Raw genomic sequence first — 14,267 nt, 5'->3', positions numbered from 1 at the left:
GGGTGAGTTCGTGAAAGCCGTCGTCGCCGTTGCCGTCTCCCTTCTGCTTCTGACTGCCGCCGCATCGCCGGCCCTGGCGCAGACGCCCTCCGCCCCCGCTTCGCAGGAAGCGACCGAGCTGGATGAGGTCGTGGTGCTGGCCCGTCGCTCGGGCGCGCCGATGTGGACGATCACACGGGGCGATTCGACCCTGATCCTGGTGGGCTCGATCCGCGCCATCCCGCGCGACGTCACCTGGCATCCCGATGCGCTGGAGCAGGCGACCGCCAAGGCGGACCTGATCCTGCTGCCTCAGGAGGGCCGGGCGTCGTTCAGCGATATCCTGCGCGTCATCTGGCGCGCACGGACCATCGGGCGGATGCCACAGGGGCAGACCACGGCGACCTGGCTGTCGCCCGAGTATCAGGCGCGGCTTGACGCGCTGATGGCCGACGAGCGGAACCAGAACTGGCGCACCCAGAGCCTGCTCTTCACCAGCCTGGACCTGATGCAGGACAAGGCCGGCTTCCGCGCCGGGGGCGAGGCGCAGGACGCGGTGGACGTGGTGCGCCGCGCCGGCCGCCGCGCCCGCATCGACATGCGTCCGGTCGGCACCGTGCGGGGCGACGAACTGGTCGAAAGCCTGATCTCGGCGCCCCAGAGCGTCCATGTGCCGTGCGTCGAGCGCGCCATCGCCGCCGCCGAGGCCGGGCCCGAGTCGTCGCGTGACCGCGCGATCGACTGGCGCGCCTTCCGCGTGCCGGAGGTGGTCAACTCGCCGATCGAACAGGCGCTGAACGTCTGCTGGCCGTGGGGCGATCCCGAGCTGGCTCCCCAGCTGCACCAGCAATGGGCGGCGGCGGTGGAGACGGCCATGATCTCGCCGGGCACGACGATGGGCGTCGCGCCGGTACGCCTGCTGGCCGAAGAGGGCGGTGTGCTGGACAGCCTGAAGGCCCGCGGCTTCGAGATCGTAGGACCGGAGTGGCGGTCCCGGTAATCCGGCTCAGAATGTGATCGGCGGCGCGGCGAGAGCGGACTGGCCCGTTCGTCGCCTCACTGCTGGATCAGCAGGGGCACGAGGTCAGTGTTGGACGCCACCGACCGCGCCCATGTCCCGCTGTCCCAGCTCCAGCCGTTGTTGATGTCGAACTGGACCGTGCGCTGCGCGGCGCCCCTGAGGTCGATCAGCACGCCGGGGGCATAGGCCTGATAGATCACGGTGCCGGTGTTGACCGACATGGCCGAGAGCATCAGCAGGACCTGCTCCACCGGCGCGATGACGTCGAGCATGTTCCCGTAGAGCGGTACGGCGCAGACCGGGTTCGCCTGGTTCTCGACCACCTGCGAAACGCCGCAAGTCCACGGCTGACTGGCCTGGTTCAGGATGGAGATCGCGGCGGGCGTTCCTCCATCCGTAGCGGTCATGGCGCCGTTGGCGCCGACCTGAGCGGTCTGGCCGAGGCCGATGTCGGTCGTCGAATTGGGCCGGATCATTCCGTGGGCGATGATCTGACTGGTCGAGGCATAGGCCTGATACTGTTCCTGCCAGGTGATGGAGGTGGTCATCAGCAGTCGGCTGGTCTGGTACCACAGCAGAGGCGCGGCGCCGTTGACCGTGGTCTGGACGGCCTTGAAGGCCGACAGCGCGTAGCCGCTCGCCATGAGCGCCTCCAGCGTGGCCGGCGTCATCTGGATATCGACTTCGTACTGAGAGAGGGCGGCCTTCATGAAACGTCTCCCCGGACGGGCCGCGACCGCGAGTGCGATCGTTCATGCAACCGTCAAGGGAAGCTCTACCATGAAACGCCCGGCGGCGTCGCCTCAGACCGCCGTGCCGCCGACCGTGAGTCCGGCGATCTTCAGCGAGGGTTGGCCGATGCCGACGGGGACGCCTTGGCCGGCCTTGCCGCAAACGCCGACGCCGGGATCGAACTCGAAGTCGTCGCCGATCATCTGCACCTGGGTCAGCGCCGTGGCCCCGTCGCCGATCAAGGTGGCGCCGCGGACGGGGGCGGTGATCCGACCGTCCTCGATCAGATAGGCCTCGGTGCACTGGAACACGAACTTGCCGTTGGTGATGTCCACCTGGCCGCCGCCGAAGTTCGCGGCGTAGAGGCCGCGCTTCGTCGAGGCGATCATGTCGGCCTTGGAGTCCTTGCCGCCTTCCATGAAGGTGTTGGTCATGCGCGGCATGGGCATGTGGGCGAAGGACTGGCGGCGGCCGTTGCCGGTGGCGCGGGCGTTCAGCTGACGCGCCGACAGCCGGTCGTGCATCAGCCCGACCATAATCCCGTCCTCGATCAGCACGGTGCGCGAGGTCGGCGTGCCTTCGTCGTCGATGGTCAGGGAGCCGCGGCGACCCGCGATGGAGCCGTCATCGACCACGGTCACGCCCGGGGCGGCGACGCGCTGGCCCATCTTGCCGGTGAAGACCGATGATCCCTTGCGGTGGAAGTCGCCTTCGAAGCCGTGGCCGATCGCCTCATGCAGCAGCACGCCCGGCCAGCCTGCGCCCAGGACCACGTCCATCTCGCCCGCCGGGCAATCGACGGCTTCCAGATTGACCAGGGCCTGACGCAGGGCCTCATCGACCTGGCCCTGCCAGCGGGCCGGGGCGATCCAGGTCTCGAAGCCGGCGCGCCCGCCGGCCCCCGAGGAGGCGCTCTCGCGCTTGCCGTCCTTCTCGACGGTGACGGAGACGTTCAGGCGGACCAGCGGACGCATGTCGCGCATCAGTCGGCCGTCGCCGCGCAGGATCTCGATCTGGCGATGCTCGCCGACCAGCGAGGCCGAGACCTGCACCACGCGCGGATCGCGGGCGCGGGCCCAGGCGTCGATCTCGGCCAGCAGGGCGATCTTGTCGGAGAATGCGGGGGAGGCGAGGGGATCGACCTCGTCATAGAGTTTGCGGTTGGTCGCCTGCGGGGCCTCGGCGGCGATCCCGGCGTGGCCGGCCCGGGCGAGGGCGGCGCTGTCGGCGGCGCGGCGCAGGGCGGGGCCGCTGATCTCGTTGGCGTGGGCGTAGCCGGCGGTTTCACCGGCGACGACACGCAGGCCGAAGCCCTCGGTCGCGTCATAGGCGGCGGACTTCAGGCGGCCGTCGTCGAAAACGAGCGATTCCGATTCGGAGCGTTCGAGGAACAGTTCGCCGTCATCGGCTCCGGTCAGGGCGTCCTGGAGGATCGAGAGGGCTTCGTCGGCGCCGACCTCGGCGCTGTCGAGGATGGCGGGCGGGGAAACGAGGACGGTCATGGCGGCAGAGATAGGGACTTAGATGCGCCGCGTCACGGTCTTCGCCGCGCACGGGGCGCGGCGAATGAAGCGGGGATGGCGCGACGAGGGAGCAGCGGCCATCCCCGCTCCGGCCGCCGAAGCGGCCGCCCTCCACCACGACGAGGAGGGATAGGGGCGGCTAGGGTCAGTCGAGGTCGACGTCTCCCCAGCCGGTGATCGACTGGTTCAGCTGGGCCGGGTTGCGCGTCAGGGTGACGTCGCCGTGGCCGGAGATGTCGATATCGGCGCGGCCGGTCGGGCCGACCGTCACATCGCCGCGGCCCGTGAGGTCCACCTTGGCGTCGACGACCTCGAGCCGGCGCAGGTCCGTATCGCCGTCGCCGTTGACGGTGACGGTGACCTTCGGCGCGCGGCCGTCCGCCTCAACCTCGCCGTTGCCGTTGACGGTCACGTCGAGGGTCGGCTGATCGTAGCCGCGGATCTTGAGCCGGCCGTGTTCACCCATTTCGAAGGTGTGGACCGCGGGGGCCGTGACCTCGACCCGCAGGGCCTCGGTCTCGCTCCAGACGCGGATGCCCGTGCCGGTCCAGCGGATGTAGCCGCGCTCGCTGCGGTCGTCGTCGAGCATGATCAGACGGCCGTCGGAGAAGCGAACCTTGTCGACGGCGTCCTTCGGCCCGGTGATGCGGATGCCCGGCTGGTCGCCTTGAATGTAGGTGACTTGCCCGGGGATATCGACGGACAGGCGCTCGCCGCCGGTCCATTCGATCGTGCGGACGGTTTCCGGCGAGACCTCGCCCCGTTCCAGGTGGAAGCCGGAGTCGCCGGCCTCGTCGTCGGTGACGACCCAGGTCCAGTCGTTGCGTCGGACGTCGTTGCCGACCAGCGCCATGGAGCCGCCGATGCCGACCAGCGCCAGGACGAAGCCCACGCCGGTGATGACCAGTAGATTGCGGATCATGTCAGGTCCCTCCCTCAGGCCTGGTTCTGGTTGTCGAGCGCGGGCTTCAGCACGCGGTAGTGCAGTCGGGCGTACCAGACGGTCGCGTCGATCAGCCATTTGGTGAGCAGGGCCATCAGGCCCACCATGAAGATGCCCAGGCCCATCAGGCCCACGCCCATCAGAAGGGCGGCCAGCACGCCTCCGGGCCCGCCGAAGAAGGATCCGGCCACAGCGACGAAGCCGCCGGCGATGAAGACCGCGACGCCGCTCAGCAGCATCGCGATCACCGCGCCGAACACCGGGAAGACGATCGGCAGCAGAATCAGGATGTCGATGGCGCCCAGGCCGATCAGCCCGAAGATGGCGCCCGCCGCCGCGGCGGGGTTCTGTTCCTGGTCCCAGCGACGGGCGCCGGCTTCGGCGCGCAGCTCGCGGGCCAGACGGTCGGGATCGCCGAGGGCGGCCGCGACTTCGGCTTCGGAGCGGCCGTCAGCGATCCCGTCGTCGAAATGCTGCTCATAGTCGGACGCGATGTCGCCGGCGGCCCGGGTGGGAAGGCCCACCAGCCCGCGGCGCAACCGGCCCATGAATTCGTCCCTCGTCATTATTCAGCTCCCTCTTGGGCGGACGGCGCAGCCGGTTCGGCCGGAACGTCCACAATGGTTTCGACGGCGCGGGCGAAGGCGCGCCACTCGGCGGTCTGGGCCGCGAGGGCCCGGCGACCGGCGTCGGTGAGTCGGTAGTATTTGCGCGAGGGCCCGGAGGACGATTCGACCAGATAGGTCTCGACTTGGCCGTCCGACTGCATCCGCCGCATCAGCGGGTAGATGGTGCCCTCGCCCATATCGATGGCGTCCGACAGGGTGGACGCGATCTCGTAGGCGTAGCTTTCGCGCCGGTTCAGGAGGGCCAGGACGCACAGCGTCAGCACCCCCTTCTTCAACTGGATCTCTATGGTTTCAGGCACATCAACGTCTCCTGTGATGTCGATGGGATACTGCAAGGTATCTTGCGCTGCAAGGTAGCTGGCGAAACATGAATGCGATTTAATCCGGCGCCCGAACGTCGCGGAACGGTCGGGACGCTTGGCAAGTGAGGGAGGGGGCGATATGGACCGCCCGATGTACCGCCGCGGGCCGCTGTGTCCCGGCGCTTGTTTGCGATTCACTCGCAAATGATTGCGAAGAAACGGTTTTATGAGGATGTCTCGCATGGGGATGGGCACGCGCGCCCGGGCGATCGTCGGTGGTGGACTCACCGCCCTGAGCCTGGCCGTTTTCGCCGCCACGCCGGCTTTGGCTTCGGGACCCGAGCGCATGGGTCAGCCGACGCCGGGCGGTATCGGGCTTCAACCGGCGGCGTCGCCGCTGAAGGTCGAGGCGCACCACTTCCACGACCTGATCCTGATGCCGATCATCACGCTGATCACCCTGCTGGTGCTCGGCCTGATCATCTGGATCGTCATCCGCTACAACAAGAAGTCCAATCCGGTTCCCGCCAAGTGGAGCCACAACACCATGATCGAGGTCATCTGGACGATCGTCCCGGTGCTGATCCTAGTGGGCATCTCGCTGTTCTCGTTCCGCCTGCTGTTCGCCTATCACGACATGCCGACGCCGGACCTGACCGTGAAGGCCACGGGCAACCAGTGGAACTGGGCTTATGAATATCCGGACCAGGGCATCGCCGAGTACGTCTCGAACATGCTGCCCGAGGACAAGCTGGCCGAGCGCGGCCTGTCGCATGACGTCTACCGCCTGGCCGCCGACGAGCCGATCGTGGTGCCGGTGGGCAAGACGGTCCGCGTCCTGGTCACCGCCGCCGACGTGATCCACGCCTTCGCCCTGCCGGCCTTCGGCCTGAAGGTCGACGCCGTCCCGGGCCGGGTCAACGAGACCTGGTTCCGCGCTGATCGCACGGGCACCTTCTATGGCCAGTGCTCGGAGCTGTGCGGCGTCGATCACGCCTTCATGCCGATCGAGATCCGCGTGGTGACACAGGCTGAGTTTGAAGCCTGGGTGACCAGCAAGGGCGGCTCCATGACGCCGAAGACCGCGGCTGAAGCTCCGGGCGGCACCGCCGCCCAGGCCGCCGCCGGCACCACCGGCGCGCCCACCGTCGCCGACGGCGCTGTCGCCGTTCCCGCCCCTGCCGCGCCCGCCGCGGCCACGCCGGCCCCGGCTGCGGCTCCCGCCGCCGCTCCGGCCGCCCAGTAACGATACGCGAGAGCCCCAAAGACATGGCCACCGCAGCCGAAAACCTCGCCCACGACCACGACGGGCATCACGACCACAAGCCGGGTTTCTTCACCCGCTGGTTCCTGTCCACCAACCACAAGGACATCGGCACCCTGTACCTGCTGTTCGCCATCATGGCGGGCATCGTGGGCGGCGCCCTGTCCGGCCTGATCCGCTGGGAACTGGCCGAGCCGGGCATCCAGATCTTCAAGGAAGGTTCGTCGATCCAGCTGATGGGTCTGATCGAGCAGTCCAAGCACGGCTATAACGCCGTCGTCACGGCCCACGCCCTGATCATGATCTTCTTCATGGTCATGCCCGCCATGATCGGCGGCTTCGGCAACTGGTTCGTTCCGATCATGATCGGCGCGCCGGACATGGCCTTCCCGCGCATGAACAACATCTCGTTCTGGCTGCTGGTCGCCGCCTGGGTGCTGCTGATCTGTTCGATGTTCGTCGATGGCGGCCCGGGCCGCGGCTTCGGCGGCGGCTGGACGATCTATCCGCCGCTCTCCACCACCGGCCACACCGGCCCGGCGATGGATCTGGCGATCTTCTCGCTGCACGTCGCGGGCGCCTCGTCGATCCTCGGCGCGATCAACTTCATCACCACCATCTTCAACATGCGCGCGCCGGGCATGACCCTGCACCGCATGCCGCTGTTCGCCTGGTCGGTGCTGATCACCGCCTTCCTGCTGCTGCTGTCGCTGCCCGTCCTGGCCGGCGCCATCACCATGCTGCTGGCCGACCGCAACTTCGGCACCAGCTTCTTCAACCCGGCCGGCGGCGGCGACCCCGTCATGTTCCAGCACCTGTTCTGGTTCTTCGGCCACCCCGAGGTGTACATCCTGATCCTGCCGGGCTTCGGCATCATCAGCCACATCGTCTCGACCTTCTCGAAGAAGCCCATCTTCGGCTACCTCGCCATGGCCTACGCCATGGTCGCCATCGGCTTCGTCGGATTCATCGTGTGGGCGCACCACATGTACACGGTCGGCATGAGCGTGAACCTGCGCGCCTACTTCATCGCCGCCACCATGATCATCGCCGTGCCCACGGGCGTGAAGATCTTCAGCTGGATCGCGACTATGTGGGGCGGATCGATCAGCTTCAAGACGCCCATGCTGTGGGCGATCGGCTTCATCTTCCTGTTCACCGTCGGCGGCGTGACCGGCGTGGTCCTGTCGAACGCCGGCATCGACTACAGCCTGCATGACACCTACTACGTCGTGGCTCACTTCCATTACGTGCTGTCTCTGGGCGCCGTCTTCGCCATCTTCGCGGGCTTCTACTACTGGTTCGAGAAGATGTTCGGGGTGAAGTACAACGAGTTCCTGGGCTGCCTGCACTTCTGGATCATGTTCGTGGGCGTGAACCTCGTGTTCTTCCCGCAGCACTTCCTGGGCCTCCAGGGCATGCCGCGCCGCTACATCGACTATCCGGACGCGTTCACCCTGTGGAACCACGTCTCGTCGATCGGTTACGCGATCACCGTCGTCGGCGTCGTCGTCTTCCTGGTCATGCTGGCCGAAGCCGCCATCCGTCGCCGCAAGGGTGAAGCCAACCCGTGGGGCGAAGGCGCCACGACGCTGGAGTGGACCCTGTCCTCGCCGCCTCCGCACCACCAGTTCAACGAACTGCCGGTGGTCAAGAGCGACGAGCACTAGGACGACCGGCCCCGGCCGGAACGACAATCGGGGGCCGCTCCTTCATAAGGGGCGGCCCTCAACCGTTAGAAGCGCAATGACCGACACCGCCCCGTCCACGATCTCCACGGCCCAGCCGGAAGACTTCTTCCAGCTGCTGAAGCCGCGCGTCATGTCGCTGGTGATCTTCACCGCCGTGACCGGCCTGGTCGTGGCCCACGGCGCCATCGACTGGATTTCGGCCGCCATCGCCGTGCTGTGCATCGCCGTCGGCGCGGGGGCGGCCGGCGCCCTGAACATGGCGCTGGAGGGCGAAACCGACGCCCTGATGCGGCGCACGCGCGGCCGGCCGGTCGCGGCGGGCCGCGTCCGGAAGAACGATGCAATGGCCTTCGGGGTCGTCCTGTCGGTCTTCTCGGTCATGCTGCTGGGCATGACGACCAACTGGCTGGCGGGCGGCCTGCTGCTGCTGACCATCCTCTACTACGCCGTCTTCTACACCCTGCTGCTGAAGCGCCGGACGCCCCAGAACATCGTCATTGGCGGGGCTGCGGGCGCGCTGCCGCCGGTGATCGGCTGGGCGGCGGCCACCGGCCAGGCCCCGTGGCAGGCCTGGCTGCTGTTCCTGATCATCTTCCTGTGGACCCCGCCGCACAGCTGGGCCCTGGCCCTGTATTCGGCCGGCGACTACGCCAAGGCCGGCATTCCGATGATGCCGGTGGCCCGGGGCGCCAAGAGCACCCGGCTGCAGATCCTGATCTACACCCTGCTGTTCCTGCCCGCGGCGATCGCGCCGGGCCTGACGGGGCTGGGCGGATTGATCTATCTGGTGGTCTCGCTGGTCGGCGGGCTCGGCTTCCTGCTGCTGGCCGTCCGCCTGTGGCGCTCGCGCGCCGGCGATCAGCCCGACAAGGCCGAGGCCGTGGGGCGAGAGGCCGCATTGTATGACGTCCGCGCCGAGGCCAAACCGGCGCGCAACCTGTTCGCCTTCTCGATCCTGTACCTGATGGCCCTGTTCGCCGCCTTGCTGGTCGAGAGCCTTACCCCGGGACTGTAAGCCCATGCGCCGCCTGACCCCTGAAGAACTCGCCGCCCGCAAGAAGCGCAACCTGGCCATCGCCGGGGTGCTGGTGGGCTTCATGATCCTGGTGTTCGGCGTCACGGTGCTGAACCTCAAGCGCAACCTGGACGCCCGCGAGGCGGCCGTCGCCGCCGGCCAGCCGGTGGGCTACGCCCAATGAAGCTGTCGCGAAACGCCGTCGCCATCGTCTGCGTGCTGGGCGTGATGGGGATGACGGGCGCGTCGTTCGCCGCCGTGCCGCTGTACCGCATGTTCTGCCAGGTCACCGGCTTCGACGGCACCGTCAAGAAGGCCGAGCGGGCTCCTGATGTCCAGCTGGACCAGACGGTGCTGGTCCGCTTCGACACCAACGTCCGCGACCTGCCCATGACCTTCCGGGCCGAGCAGGTGACCCAGCGCGTCCGCATCGGCGAAACGGGCATGGCCTTCTTCGACGTGACCAACACCTCGGACAAGCCGATCAGCGCCAAGGCGGCCTACAACGTCGTGCCGGAGCGCGCCGGACCCTATTTCCAGAAGCTGCAGTGCTTCTGCTTCGACGAGCAGATCATCCAGCCCGGCGCGACCATGAAATTCCCGGTCCAGTATTTCGTGGCGCCCGAAATGGCGACCGACCGCGAGAGCCGCGGCGTGACCGAAATCACCCTCAGCTACACCTTCTATCCGACCGAGCGGTTCCAGCAGGCCGTAAACGGCGTCTCGCCCTCTGGCGCGGCCGGATAGCGGGCGCTATAGCCTGCCCCCAATACGACTCTCGACCGTTCAAGAGATACAGATGGCCGACGCCCACGCGACTCCGCATCACGACTATCACCTGGTGAACCCCAGCCCCTGGCCGCTGGTGTCCTCGATCGCCGTCACGATCATGATGATCGGCGCGGTCGTCTGGATGAAGGGGCTGGCGTCGGCTGACGCCGGTCCGGTCGCCGGGGCCCTGCTGGCCAAGGGCGACAAAGTCCTGTTCGTCGCCGGTCTGGCCGGCGTGCTGGTGTCGATGTTCGGCTGGTGGGCCGACGTGATCAAGGAAAGCCGCCAGGGCGATCACACCCCGGTCGTCTCGATCGGTCTTCGCTACGGCATGCTGCTGTTCATCGCTTCGGAAGTGATGTTCTTCGCCGCCTTCTTCTGGATGTTCTTCGAAATGAGCATCTTCAATGAGGCTCGCGCCCACATTCCGGAAGTCGGCGCCTGGGCAGACACCGCCAAGGCCTGGTCGACCTGGCCGCCGAAGGGCATCGAGACCCTGGACGCCTGGCAGCTGCCGCTGCTGAACACCGTCATCCTGCTGCTGTCCGGCACGACCGTGACCTGGGCTCACCACGCCATCGCGCAGGGTGATCGCAAGGCCACCAAGATCGGCCTGATCATCACGATCGCGCTCGGCGTGCTGTTCACCGCCGTCCAGGTCTACGAGTACAGCCACATCATCCACGAGAACCTGTTCTTCAACGAAGAAGCCATCAACTCGGGCCTGTACGGTTCGATCTTCTTCATGGCGACGGGCTTCCACGGCTTCCACGTCCTGATCGGGACCATCTTCCTGATCGTGTGCCTGCTGCGCCTGCTGGCCGGCCAGTTCACCCCCGAGAAGCATTTCGGCTTCGAGGCGGCCGCCTGGTACTGGCACTTCGTGGACGTGGTCTGGCTGTTCCTGTTCGCCTTCGTCTACGTCACCTTCGGGTGATCGACGGGCCCTCAGGTCTGAACAATCAACCGGCGCGGATCGACCCGATCCGCGCCGGTCTGCTTTGCCGCTGCCCCAACTGCGATCAGGCGCCGCTGTATGCGGGCTTTCTCAAGGTGGTGGACCGGTGCGAGGCCTGCGGCTTCGACTACAGCCGCCTGAACACCGGCGACGGCGCGGCCATCTTCATCATGCAGATCGCGGGCGGCATCGTGGTCTTCGGCGCCCTGTTCGCCATGATCGCCTGGAACCCGCCGATCTGGCTCCTGCTGCTGATCGCCCTGCCGCTGGTGGCCGGGCTGTCGATCGGGCTGATGCGCCCGGGCAAGGGCGTGATGATCGCCCTCCAGATGCGCAACAAGGCCGGGCAGGCGAACCATGGCTGAGGCCCGCGTTCGCTTCCCCTGGGGGCTGACCATCGCCTCCGGACTGTCGCTGGTCCTGCTGTGCGCGCTGGGGACATGGCAGGTGCAGCGCCTGCAGTGGAAAGAGGCCCTGATCGCGGAGGCCGAGGCCGCCGCGACCGCCGCGCCGCAGCCCCTGTCCGCCGTCCTGGCCGCCGCCGATCCGGAATTCCGCAAGGCGATCATCGTCTGTGGCGGGCTGGCCACGGCCCCGTTCGTCGAACTCCAGACCATTCAGGAGGGACAGGTCGGCGTGCGGCTGGTTTCGGCCTGCCGTCCCGAGGGCGCCGGTTCGACTTTCCTGGTCGATCGGGGCTTCATCGCCGACACCATCTCCGCCCGCCCGCCGGTCGCCGCCTCGGGGGCGCCGCTGGAGGTCACGGTCGAGGTGCGCCATACGCCGCCGCCAGGCCCCATGGCCCCGGCCGTCAGCGGGACGCATTTCTACGCCCGGGACACCGTCGCCATGGCCCGGGCGCTGGGCGTGACGGAGGCCGTCGATCCGCGCACCCTCTACGCCCTGTCCTCGACCAATCCGGAATGGCAGGCGCTGCAGCCCTCGGCCCCGCCGGCGGCCTTCTCCAACAACCACCTCGGCTACGCCCTGACATGGTTCGGACTGGCGCTGGCGCTCGCGGGAACCTACGTGGCCCTGCTTCGGCGCAAGCTGCGCCCCTCGACGCCGTCCAGCGACACTGAAAAGAGCTCTTCCTGACCGCCACCCTCCACACCCTGTCCAACGGCGTCCGCGTCGTCTGCGATCCCATGCCGGGTCTGCGCACCCTCGCCCTGACCGTCGCCGTGCGCGGCGGGGCCAAGTGGGAAAGCGAGGCCACCTCGGGCTGGTCCCACTGCCTCGAACATCTGGTGTTCAAGGGCGCGGGCGACATGGGCGCGCGGGAGATCGTCGAGCGGATCGAGGCCGAAGGCGGCTCGATCAACGCCGCCACGGGCTATGAGCGCACCAGCTTCGAGGTGCGGGCGCTGGAGGGCGGCCTGCCGCTGGCCATGCAGGTTCTCTCCGACCTCGTCTTCCGCCCCATGCTCGATCCCGCCGAGATCGTGCGCGAAAAGGACGTGGTGGCGCAGGAGATCGCCGAAGCCTTCGACACGCCCGACGACCACGTCTTCGAAATGGCCCAGACGCGCGCCTTCGCCGGCCAGCCGCTGGGACGTCCGATCTTGGGCTCCGTGGCCAGTCTGAAGCCGATCAACCGCGCTTCCATCGGCGTCTGGCGCGCCCGCCTGTATTCCCCCGACCGCATGGTGGTGGCGGCGTCCGGCGCGGTAGATGAGGCCGAGCTGCTGGCCCTGGCCGAGCGCTGGTTCGGCGATCAGGTCGCCACCCCGGCGGAAGAGCCCGAGACGCCCCGCTTCACCGGCGGCGCGGCGGCCCTGACCCGGCGGATCGAACAGGCCAACATCGTCTTCCAACTGCCCGCCCCGTCGGCGGTCGATCCGGCCTATGCGGCCACCCGGCTGATGAGCGAGATCCTGGGCGGCGGCATGGCCTCGCGCCTGTTCCAGAGCGCCCGCGAGGAGCGGGGACTGGCCTACGCCATCGACGCCTATCATGAGCCCTATGAGAACGCGGGCGTCCTGGGCATATACTCCGGAGCCTCGGCCGACCGGGCCGTGGAACTGGCCCAGGTCTGCGCCGCCGAGCTGAAGGCGCTGGCCGAGACCGGTCCCACGGCCGCCGAGCTGTCGCGCGCCAAGGCGGTGCTGAACGCCGGGCTGTGGATGTCGGACGAGAGCCCGGCGGCTCGTGCGGGCCGGGCCGCGGCTCAGGTGCTGCTGTTCGGCGCGCCGATCGCGTCCCAGACCATGGCCGACCGCACCCTGGCCCAGACCGCCGAGGACGTCCGCGCCGCCGCCGCCGGGTGCCTGGCGCCCGGCCTGGCCGCCACGGCGGTGCTGGGTCCCAAGGCCGCCGCCCCGGCGGGCGTGGCGTTCAGGGACGCTCTTTTCAGCTAGTCAGCGAAATAGCCGGAGGCGTCGACGAAGCGCTGAACCGCGGCTTGATCCCCGAAGTCCAGCTCGATCATCGCCTTGATCGCGGCGGGCTTGTCGGCGGCGCGCGCATGGTAGCGCGAAACGATGGCGTAGCCGACGTAATAGCCCAGGTCGCGAACGCCGAAGGCGTTGTCGGTGCTGTTGTAGAGCCAGCCGCTGTAGTCGTTGGCCATCATGTCCCGGCGGAAGGCCGCCTTGATCGCGGCGTCGTTCTGCGGGCCGTAGGTCACATAGGCCAGGTCGGGCATGCGGCCGGTGACCTGCTCGGCGACGAAGTCGGCCACGCCCTCGTACACGGCCTGGGCCAGCAGGGTCTGGCGCTCGCCGCGCTCCTGGGTGTGGACCACCTCGTGCACCGCCAGCAGGTCGAGGTTGGCGAGCGGGTTGCTGGCGAAATATCCGGCGAAGAACCTCTGCAGTCCGGCCGACATCTGCGAGGTGTCGACGCTCTGATCTCCGGTGGCCATCTCGACGCCGAGCAGCACCTTGTCGTCCAGGGTCGTGCCCGCCGAGCGCAGGGCCCCGACCTCGAAATAGATGCCGGCCGGCCGCAGGTCCGGATAGAGATCGCGGAAGCGATCCAGGTGCCCCTCGAGCCGGACGAGGGCGCCGGCGGCCAGCGCCGTGCGCGGCCGAACGGTGTCCCAGTAGCGGGGGTAGGCGTTGATGGCGGCGACATAGCTGGCGGCGCTGTAGCCCTTGGCTTCCATGAAGGCGCGCAGGCCAGGCGTGCCCTGGTCGATATAGAGGCGCTGGAACTCGGCCTCCTGCTGCACAGGATCGGCCATGCCGCGCACTGCGTCATAGGCGGTCCAGAACCGCGCCACGTCGTCATCGACGACGACGATCGCGCCCGGCGAGGCAGGGGCCTGGGCGAGGGCGCCCGTCGACGGCCCCAAGGCCATCAGCAGGGTGGCGAAAAGCAGCGCTCTGGTCATTTGATCTCCCGCGACGTCCCGCGCTAGGGGCCGATGACTGGCCGCGCCGTCAAATGAAACTCCGGTAATTTCGCCCAAATCCAGCGCCGAAACCGTCGCCAA

Annotated in this window: 16 protein-coding genes; 10 read left to right on the top strand and 6 right to left on the bottom strand. The window is 68.1% G+C overall.

Features of this window, described 5'->3' with window-relative positions; translation table 11 throughout:
- Positions 1-10 precede the first annotated feature (10 nt).
- Entirely contained in the window at positions 11-979 is a 969-nt protein-coding gene (locus tag AC3WRV_RS16005) for a TraB/GumN family protein (RefSeq protein ID WP_492314026.1), read from the top strand.
- Between the two features lie 56 nt (positions 980-1,035).
- Here the strand turns inward: AC3WRV_RS16005 and AC3WRV_RS16000 are convergent, their stop codons facing one another.
- The 5 genes from AC3WRV_RS16000 to AC3WRV_RS15980 form a co-directional block, all read right to left on the bottom strand.
- Entirely contained in the window at positions 1,036-1,710 is a 675-nt protein-coding gene (locus AC3WRV_RS16000; RefSeq protein WP_492314025.1) for a hypothetical protein, read from the bottom strand.
- 93 nt (positions 1,711-1,803) lie between these two features.
- A complete protein-coding gene (tldD, locus tag AC3WRV_RS15995) occupies positions 1,804-3,234 on the bottom strand; it encodes a metalloprotease TldD (protein ID WP_492314024.1) in 1,431 nt (476 codons plus the stop codon).
- Between the two features lie 166 nt (positions 3,235-3,400).
- The gene (locus AC3WRV_RS15990; RefSeq protein WP_492314023.1) at positions 3,401-4,177 is read right to left on the bottom strand and encodes a GIN domain-containing protein; all 777 of its coding nucleotides are present in this window, start codon (positions 4,175-4,177) and stop codon (positions 3,401-3,403) included.
- A 14-nt stretch (positions 4,178-4,191) separates the two neighbouring features.
- Entirely contained in the window at positions 4,192-4,764 is a 573-nt protein-coding gene (locus tag AC3WRV_RS15985) for a DUF1700 domain-containing protein (protein ID WP_291839733.1), read from the bottom strand.
- Positions 4,764-5,126 carry a PadR family transcriptional regulator gene (locus AC3WRV_RS15980; protein ID WP_291839731.1) on the bottom strand — a complete coding sequence of 121 codons (363 nt, stop codon included), beginning with the start codon at positions 5,124-5,126 and terminating at the stop codon, positions 4,764-4,766. Before AC3WRV_RS15980 ends, AC3WRV_RS15985 begins: the two co-directional genes overlap by 1 nt.
- A gap of 244 nt (positions 5,127-5,370) precedes the next feature.
- Here AC3WRV_RS15980 and coxB point away from each other — a divergent pair, with 244 nt between their 5' ends.
- The 9 genes from coxB (at position 5,371) to AC3WRV_RS15935 (ending at position 13,188) form a co-directional block, all read left to right on the top strand.
- The gene (gene coxB / locus AC3WRV_RS15975; protein ID WP_492314022.1) at positions 5,371-6,375 is read left to right on the top strand and encodes a cytochrome c oxidase subunit II; all 1,005 of its coding nucleotides are present in this window, start codon (positions 5,371-5,373) and stop codon (positions 6,373-6,375) included.
- Between the two features lie 23 nt (positions 6,376-6,398).
- A complete protein-coding gene (gene ctaD / locus AC3WRV_RS15970) occupies positions 6,399-8,063 on the top strand; it encodes a cytochrome c oxidase subunit I (RefSeq protein ID WP_492314021.1) in 1,665 nt (554 codons plus the stop codon).
- Between the two features lie 76 nt (positions 8,064-8,139).
- The gene (gene cyoE / locus AC3WRV_RS15965; protein WP_492314020.1) at positions 8,140-9,099 is read left to right on the top strand and encodes a heme o synthase; all 960 of its coding nucleotides are present in this window, start codon (positions 8,140-8,142) and stop codon (positions 9,097-9,099) included.
- A 4-nt stretch (positions 9,100-9,103) separates the two neighbouring features.
- Complete coding sequence (locus AC3WRV_RS15960; protein WP_492314019.1) at positions 9,104-9,283, top strand: cytochrome c oxidase system small membrane protein; 180 nt, start codon at positions 9,104-9,106, stop codon at positions 9,281-9,283.
- Complete coding sequence (locus AC3WRV_RS15955) at positions 9,280-9,846, top strand: cytochrome c oxidase assembly protein (protein WP_291833270.1); 567 nt, start codon at positions 9,280-9,282, stop codon at positions 9,844-9,846. The genes AC3WRV_RS15960 and AC3WRV_RS15955 overlap by 4 nt, the downstream gene beginning before the upstream one ends.
- 52 nt (positions 9,847-9,898) lie before the next feature.
- The gene (locus tag AC3WRV_RS15950) at positions 9,899-10,807 is read left to right on the top strand and encodes a cytochrome c oxidase subunit 3 (protein ID WP_291833274.1); all 909 of its coding nucleotides are present in this window, start codon (positions 9,899-9,901) and stop codon (positions 10,805-10,807) included.
- Positions 10,804-11,193, top strand: a complete 390-nt coding sequence (locus tag AC3WRV_RS15945; RefSeq protein WP_492314018.1) for a DUF983 domain-containing protein — start codon at positions 10,804-10,806, stop codon at positions 11,191-11,193. The genes AC3WRV_RS15950 and AC3WRV_RS15945 overlap by 4 nt, the downstream gene beginning before the upstream one ends.
- Positions 11,186-11,926, top strand: coding sequence for an SURF1 family protein (locus tag AC3WRV_RS15940; protein WP_492314017.1), 741 nt, complete (start codon positions 11,186-11,188; stop codon positions 11,924-11,926). Before AC3WRV_RS15945 ends, AC3WRV_RS15940 begins: the two co-directional genes overlap by 8 nt.
- 50 nt (positions 11,927-11,976) lie before the next feature.
- Positions 11,977-13,188: a M16 family metallopeptidase gene (locus AC3WRV_RS15935; RefSeq protein ID WP_492314016.1), complete on the top strand. Its 1,212-nt coding sequence runs from the start codon at positions 11,977-11,979 to the stop codon at positions 13,186-13,188.
- Here the strand turns inward: AC3WRV_RS15935 and AC3WRV_RS15930 are convergent.
- Complete coding sequence (locus AC3WRV_RS15930) at positions 13,185-14,165, bottom strand: DUF2268 domain-containing putative Zn-dependent protease (RefSeq protein ID WP_492314015.1); 981 nt, start codon at positions 14,163-14,165, stop codon at positions 13,185-13,187. The genes AC3WRV_RS15935 and AC3WRV_RS15930 overlap by 4 nt on opposite strands.
- Between the last annotated feature and the right edge of the window lie 102 nt (positions 14,166-14,267).

It is taken from the genome of Brevundimonas sp. EU05-FHT14B11 (genome assembly GCF_058790835.1).
This window is presented reverse-complemented; position numbering and strand designations above follow the sequence as displayed.

Excerpts from the sequence above, each read along its gene's own strand:
- AC3WRV_RS15950 (WP_291833274.1), top strand. The coding sequence starts at position 9,899 with ATGGCCGACGCCCACGCGACTCCGCATCACGACTATCACCTGGTGAAC.
- AC3WRV_RS15930 (WP_492314015.1), bottom strand. The coding sequence starts at position 14,165 with ATGACCAGAGCGCTGCTTTTCGCCACCCTGCTGATGGCCTTGGGGCCG.
- AC3WRV_RS15990 (WP_492314023.1), bottom strand. The coding sequence starts at position 4,177 with ATGATCCGCAATCTACTGGTCATCACCGGCGTGGGCTTCGTCCTGGCG.
- cyoE (WP_492314020.1), top strand. The coding sequence starts at position 8,140 with ATGACCGACACCGCCCCGTCCACGATCTCCACGGCCCAGCCGGAAGAC.
- coxB (WP_492314022.1), top strand. The coding sequence starts at position 5,371 with ATGGGGATGGGCACGCGCGCCCGGGCGATCGTCGGTGGTGGACTCACC.
- AC3WRV_RS15940 (WP_492314017.1), top strand. The coding sequence starts at position 11,186 with ATGGCTGAGGCCCGCGTTCGCTTCCCCTGGGGGCTGACCATCGCCTCC.
- ctaD (WP_492314021.1), top strand. The coding sequence starts at position 6,399 with ATGGCCACCGCAGCCGAAAACCTCGCCCACGACCACGACGGGCATCAC.
- AC3WRV_RS15935 (WP_492314016.1), top strand. The coding sequence starts at position 11,977 with ATGCCGGGTCTGCGCACCCTCGCCCTGACCGTCGCCGTGCGCGGCGGG.
- AC3WRV_RS15960 (WP_492314019.1), top strand. The coding sequence starts at position 9,104 with ATGCGCCGCCTGACCCCTGAAGAACTCGCCGCCCGCAAGAAGCGCAAC.
- AC3WRV_RS15955 (WP_291833270.1), top strand. The coding sequence starts at position 9,280 with ATGAAGCTGTCGCGAAACGCCGTCGCCATCGTCTGCGTGCTGGGCGTG.
- AC3WRV_RS15985 (WP_291839733.1), bottom strand. The coding sequence starts at position 4,764 with ATGACGAGGGACGAATTCATGGGCCGGTTGCGCCGCGGGCTGGTGGGC.
- tldD (WP_492314024.1), bottom strand. The coding sequence starts at position 3,234 with ATGACCGTCCTCGTTTCCCCGCCCGCCATCCTCGACAGCGCCGAGGTC.
- AC3WRV_RS16000 (WP_492314025.1), bottom strand. The coding sequence starts at position 1,710 with ATGAAGGCCGCCCTCTCTCAGTACGAAGTCGATATCCAGATGACGCCG.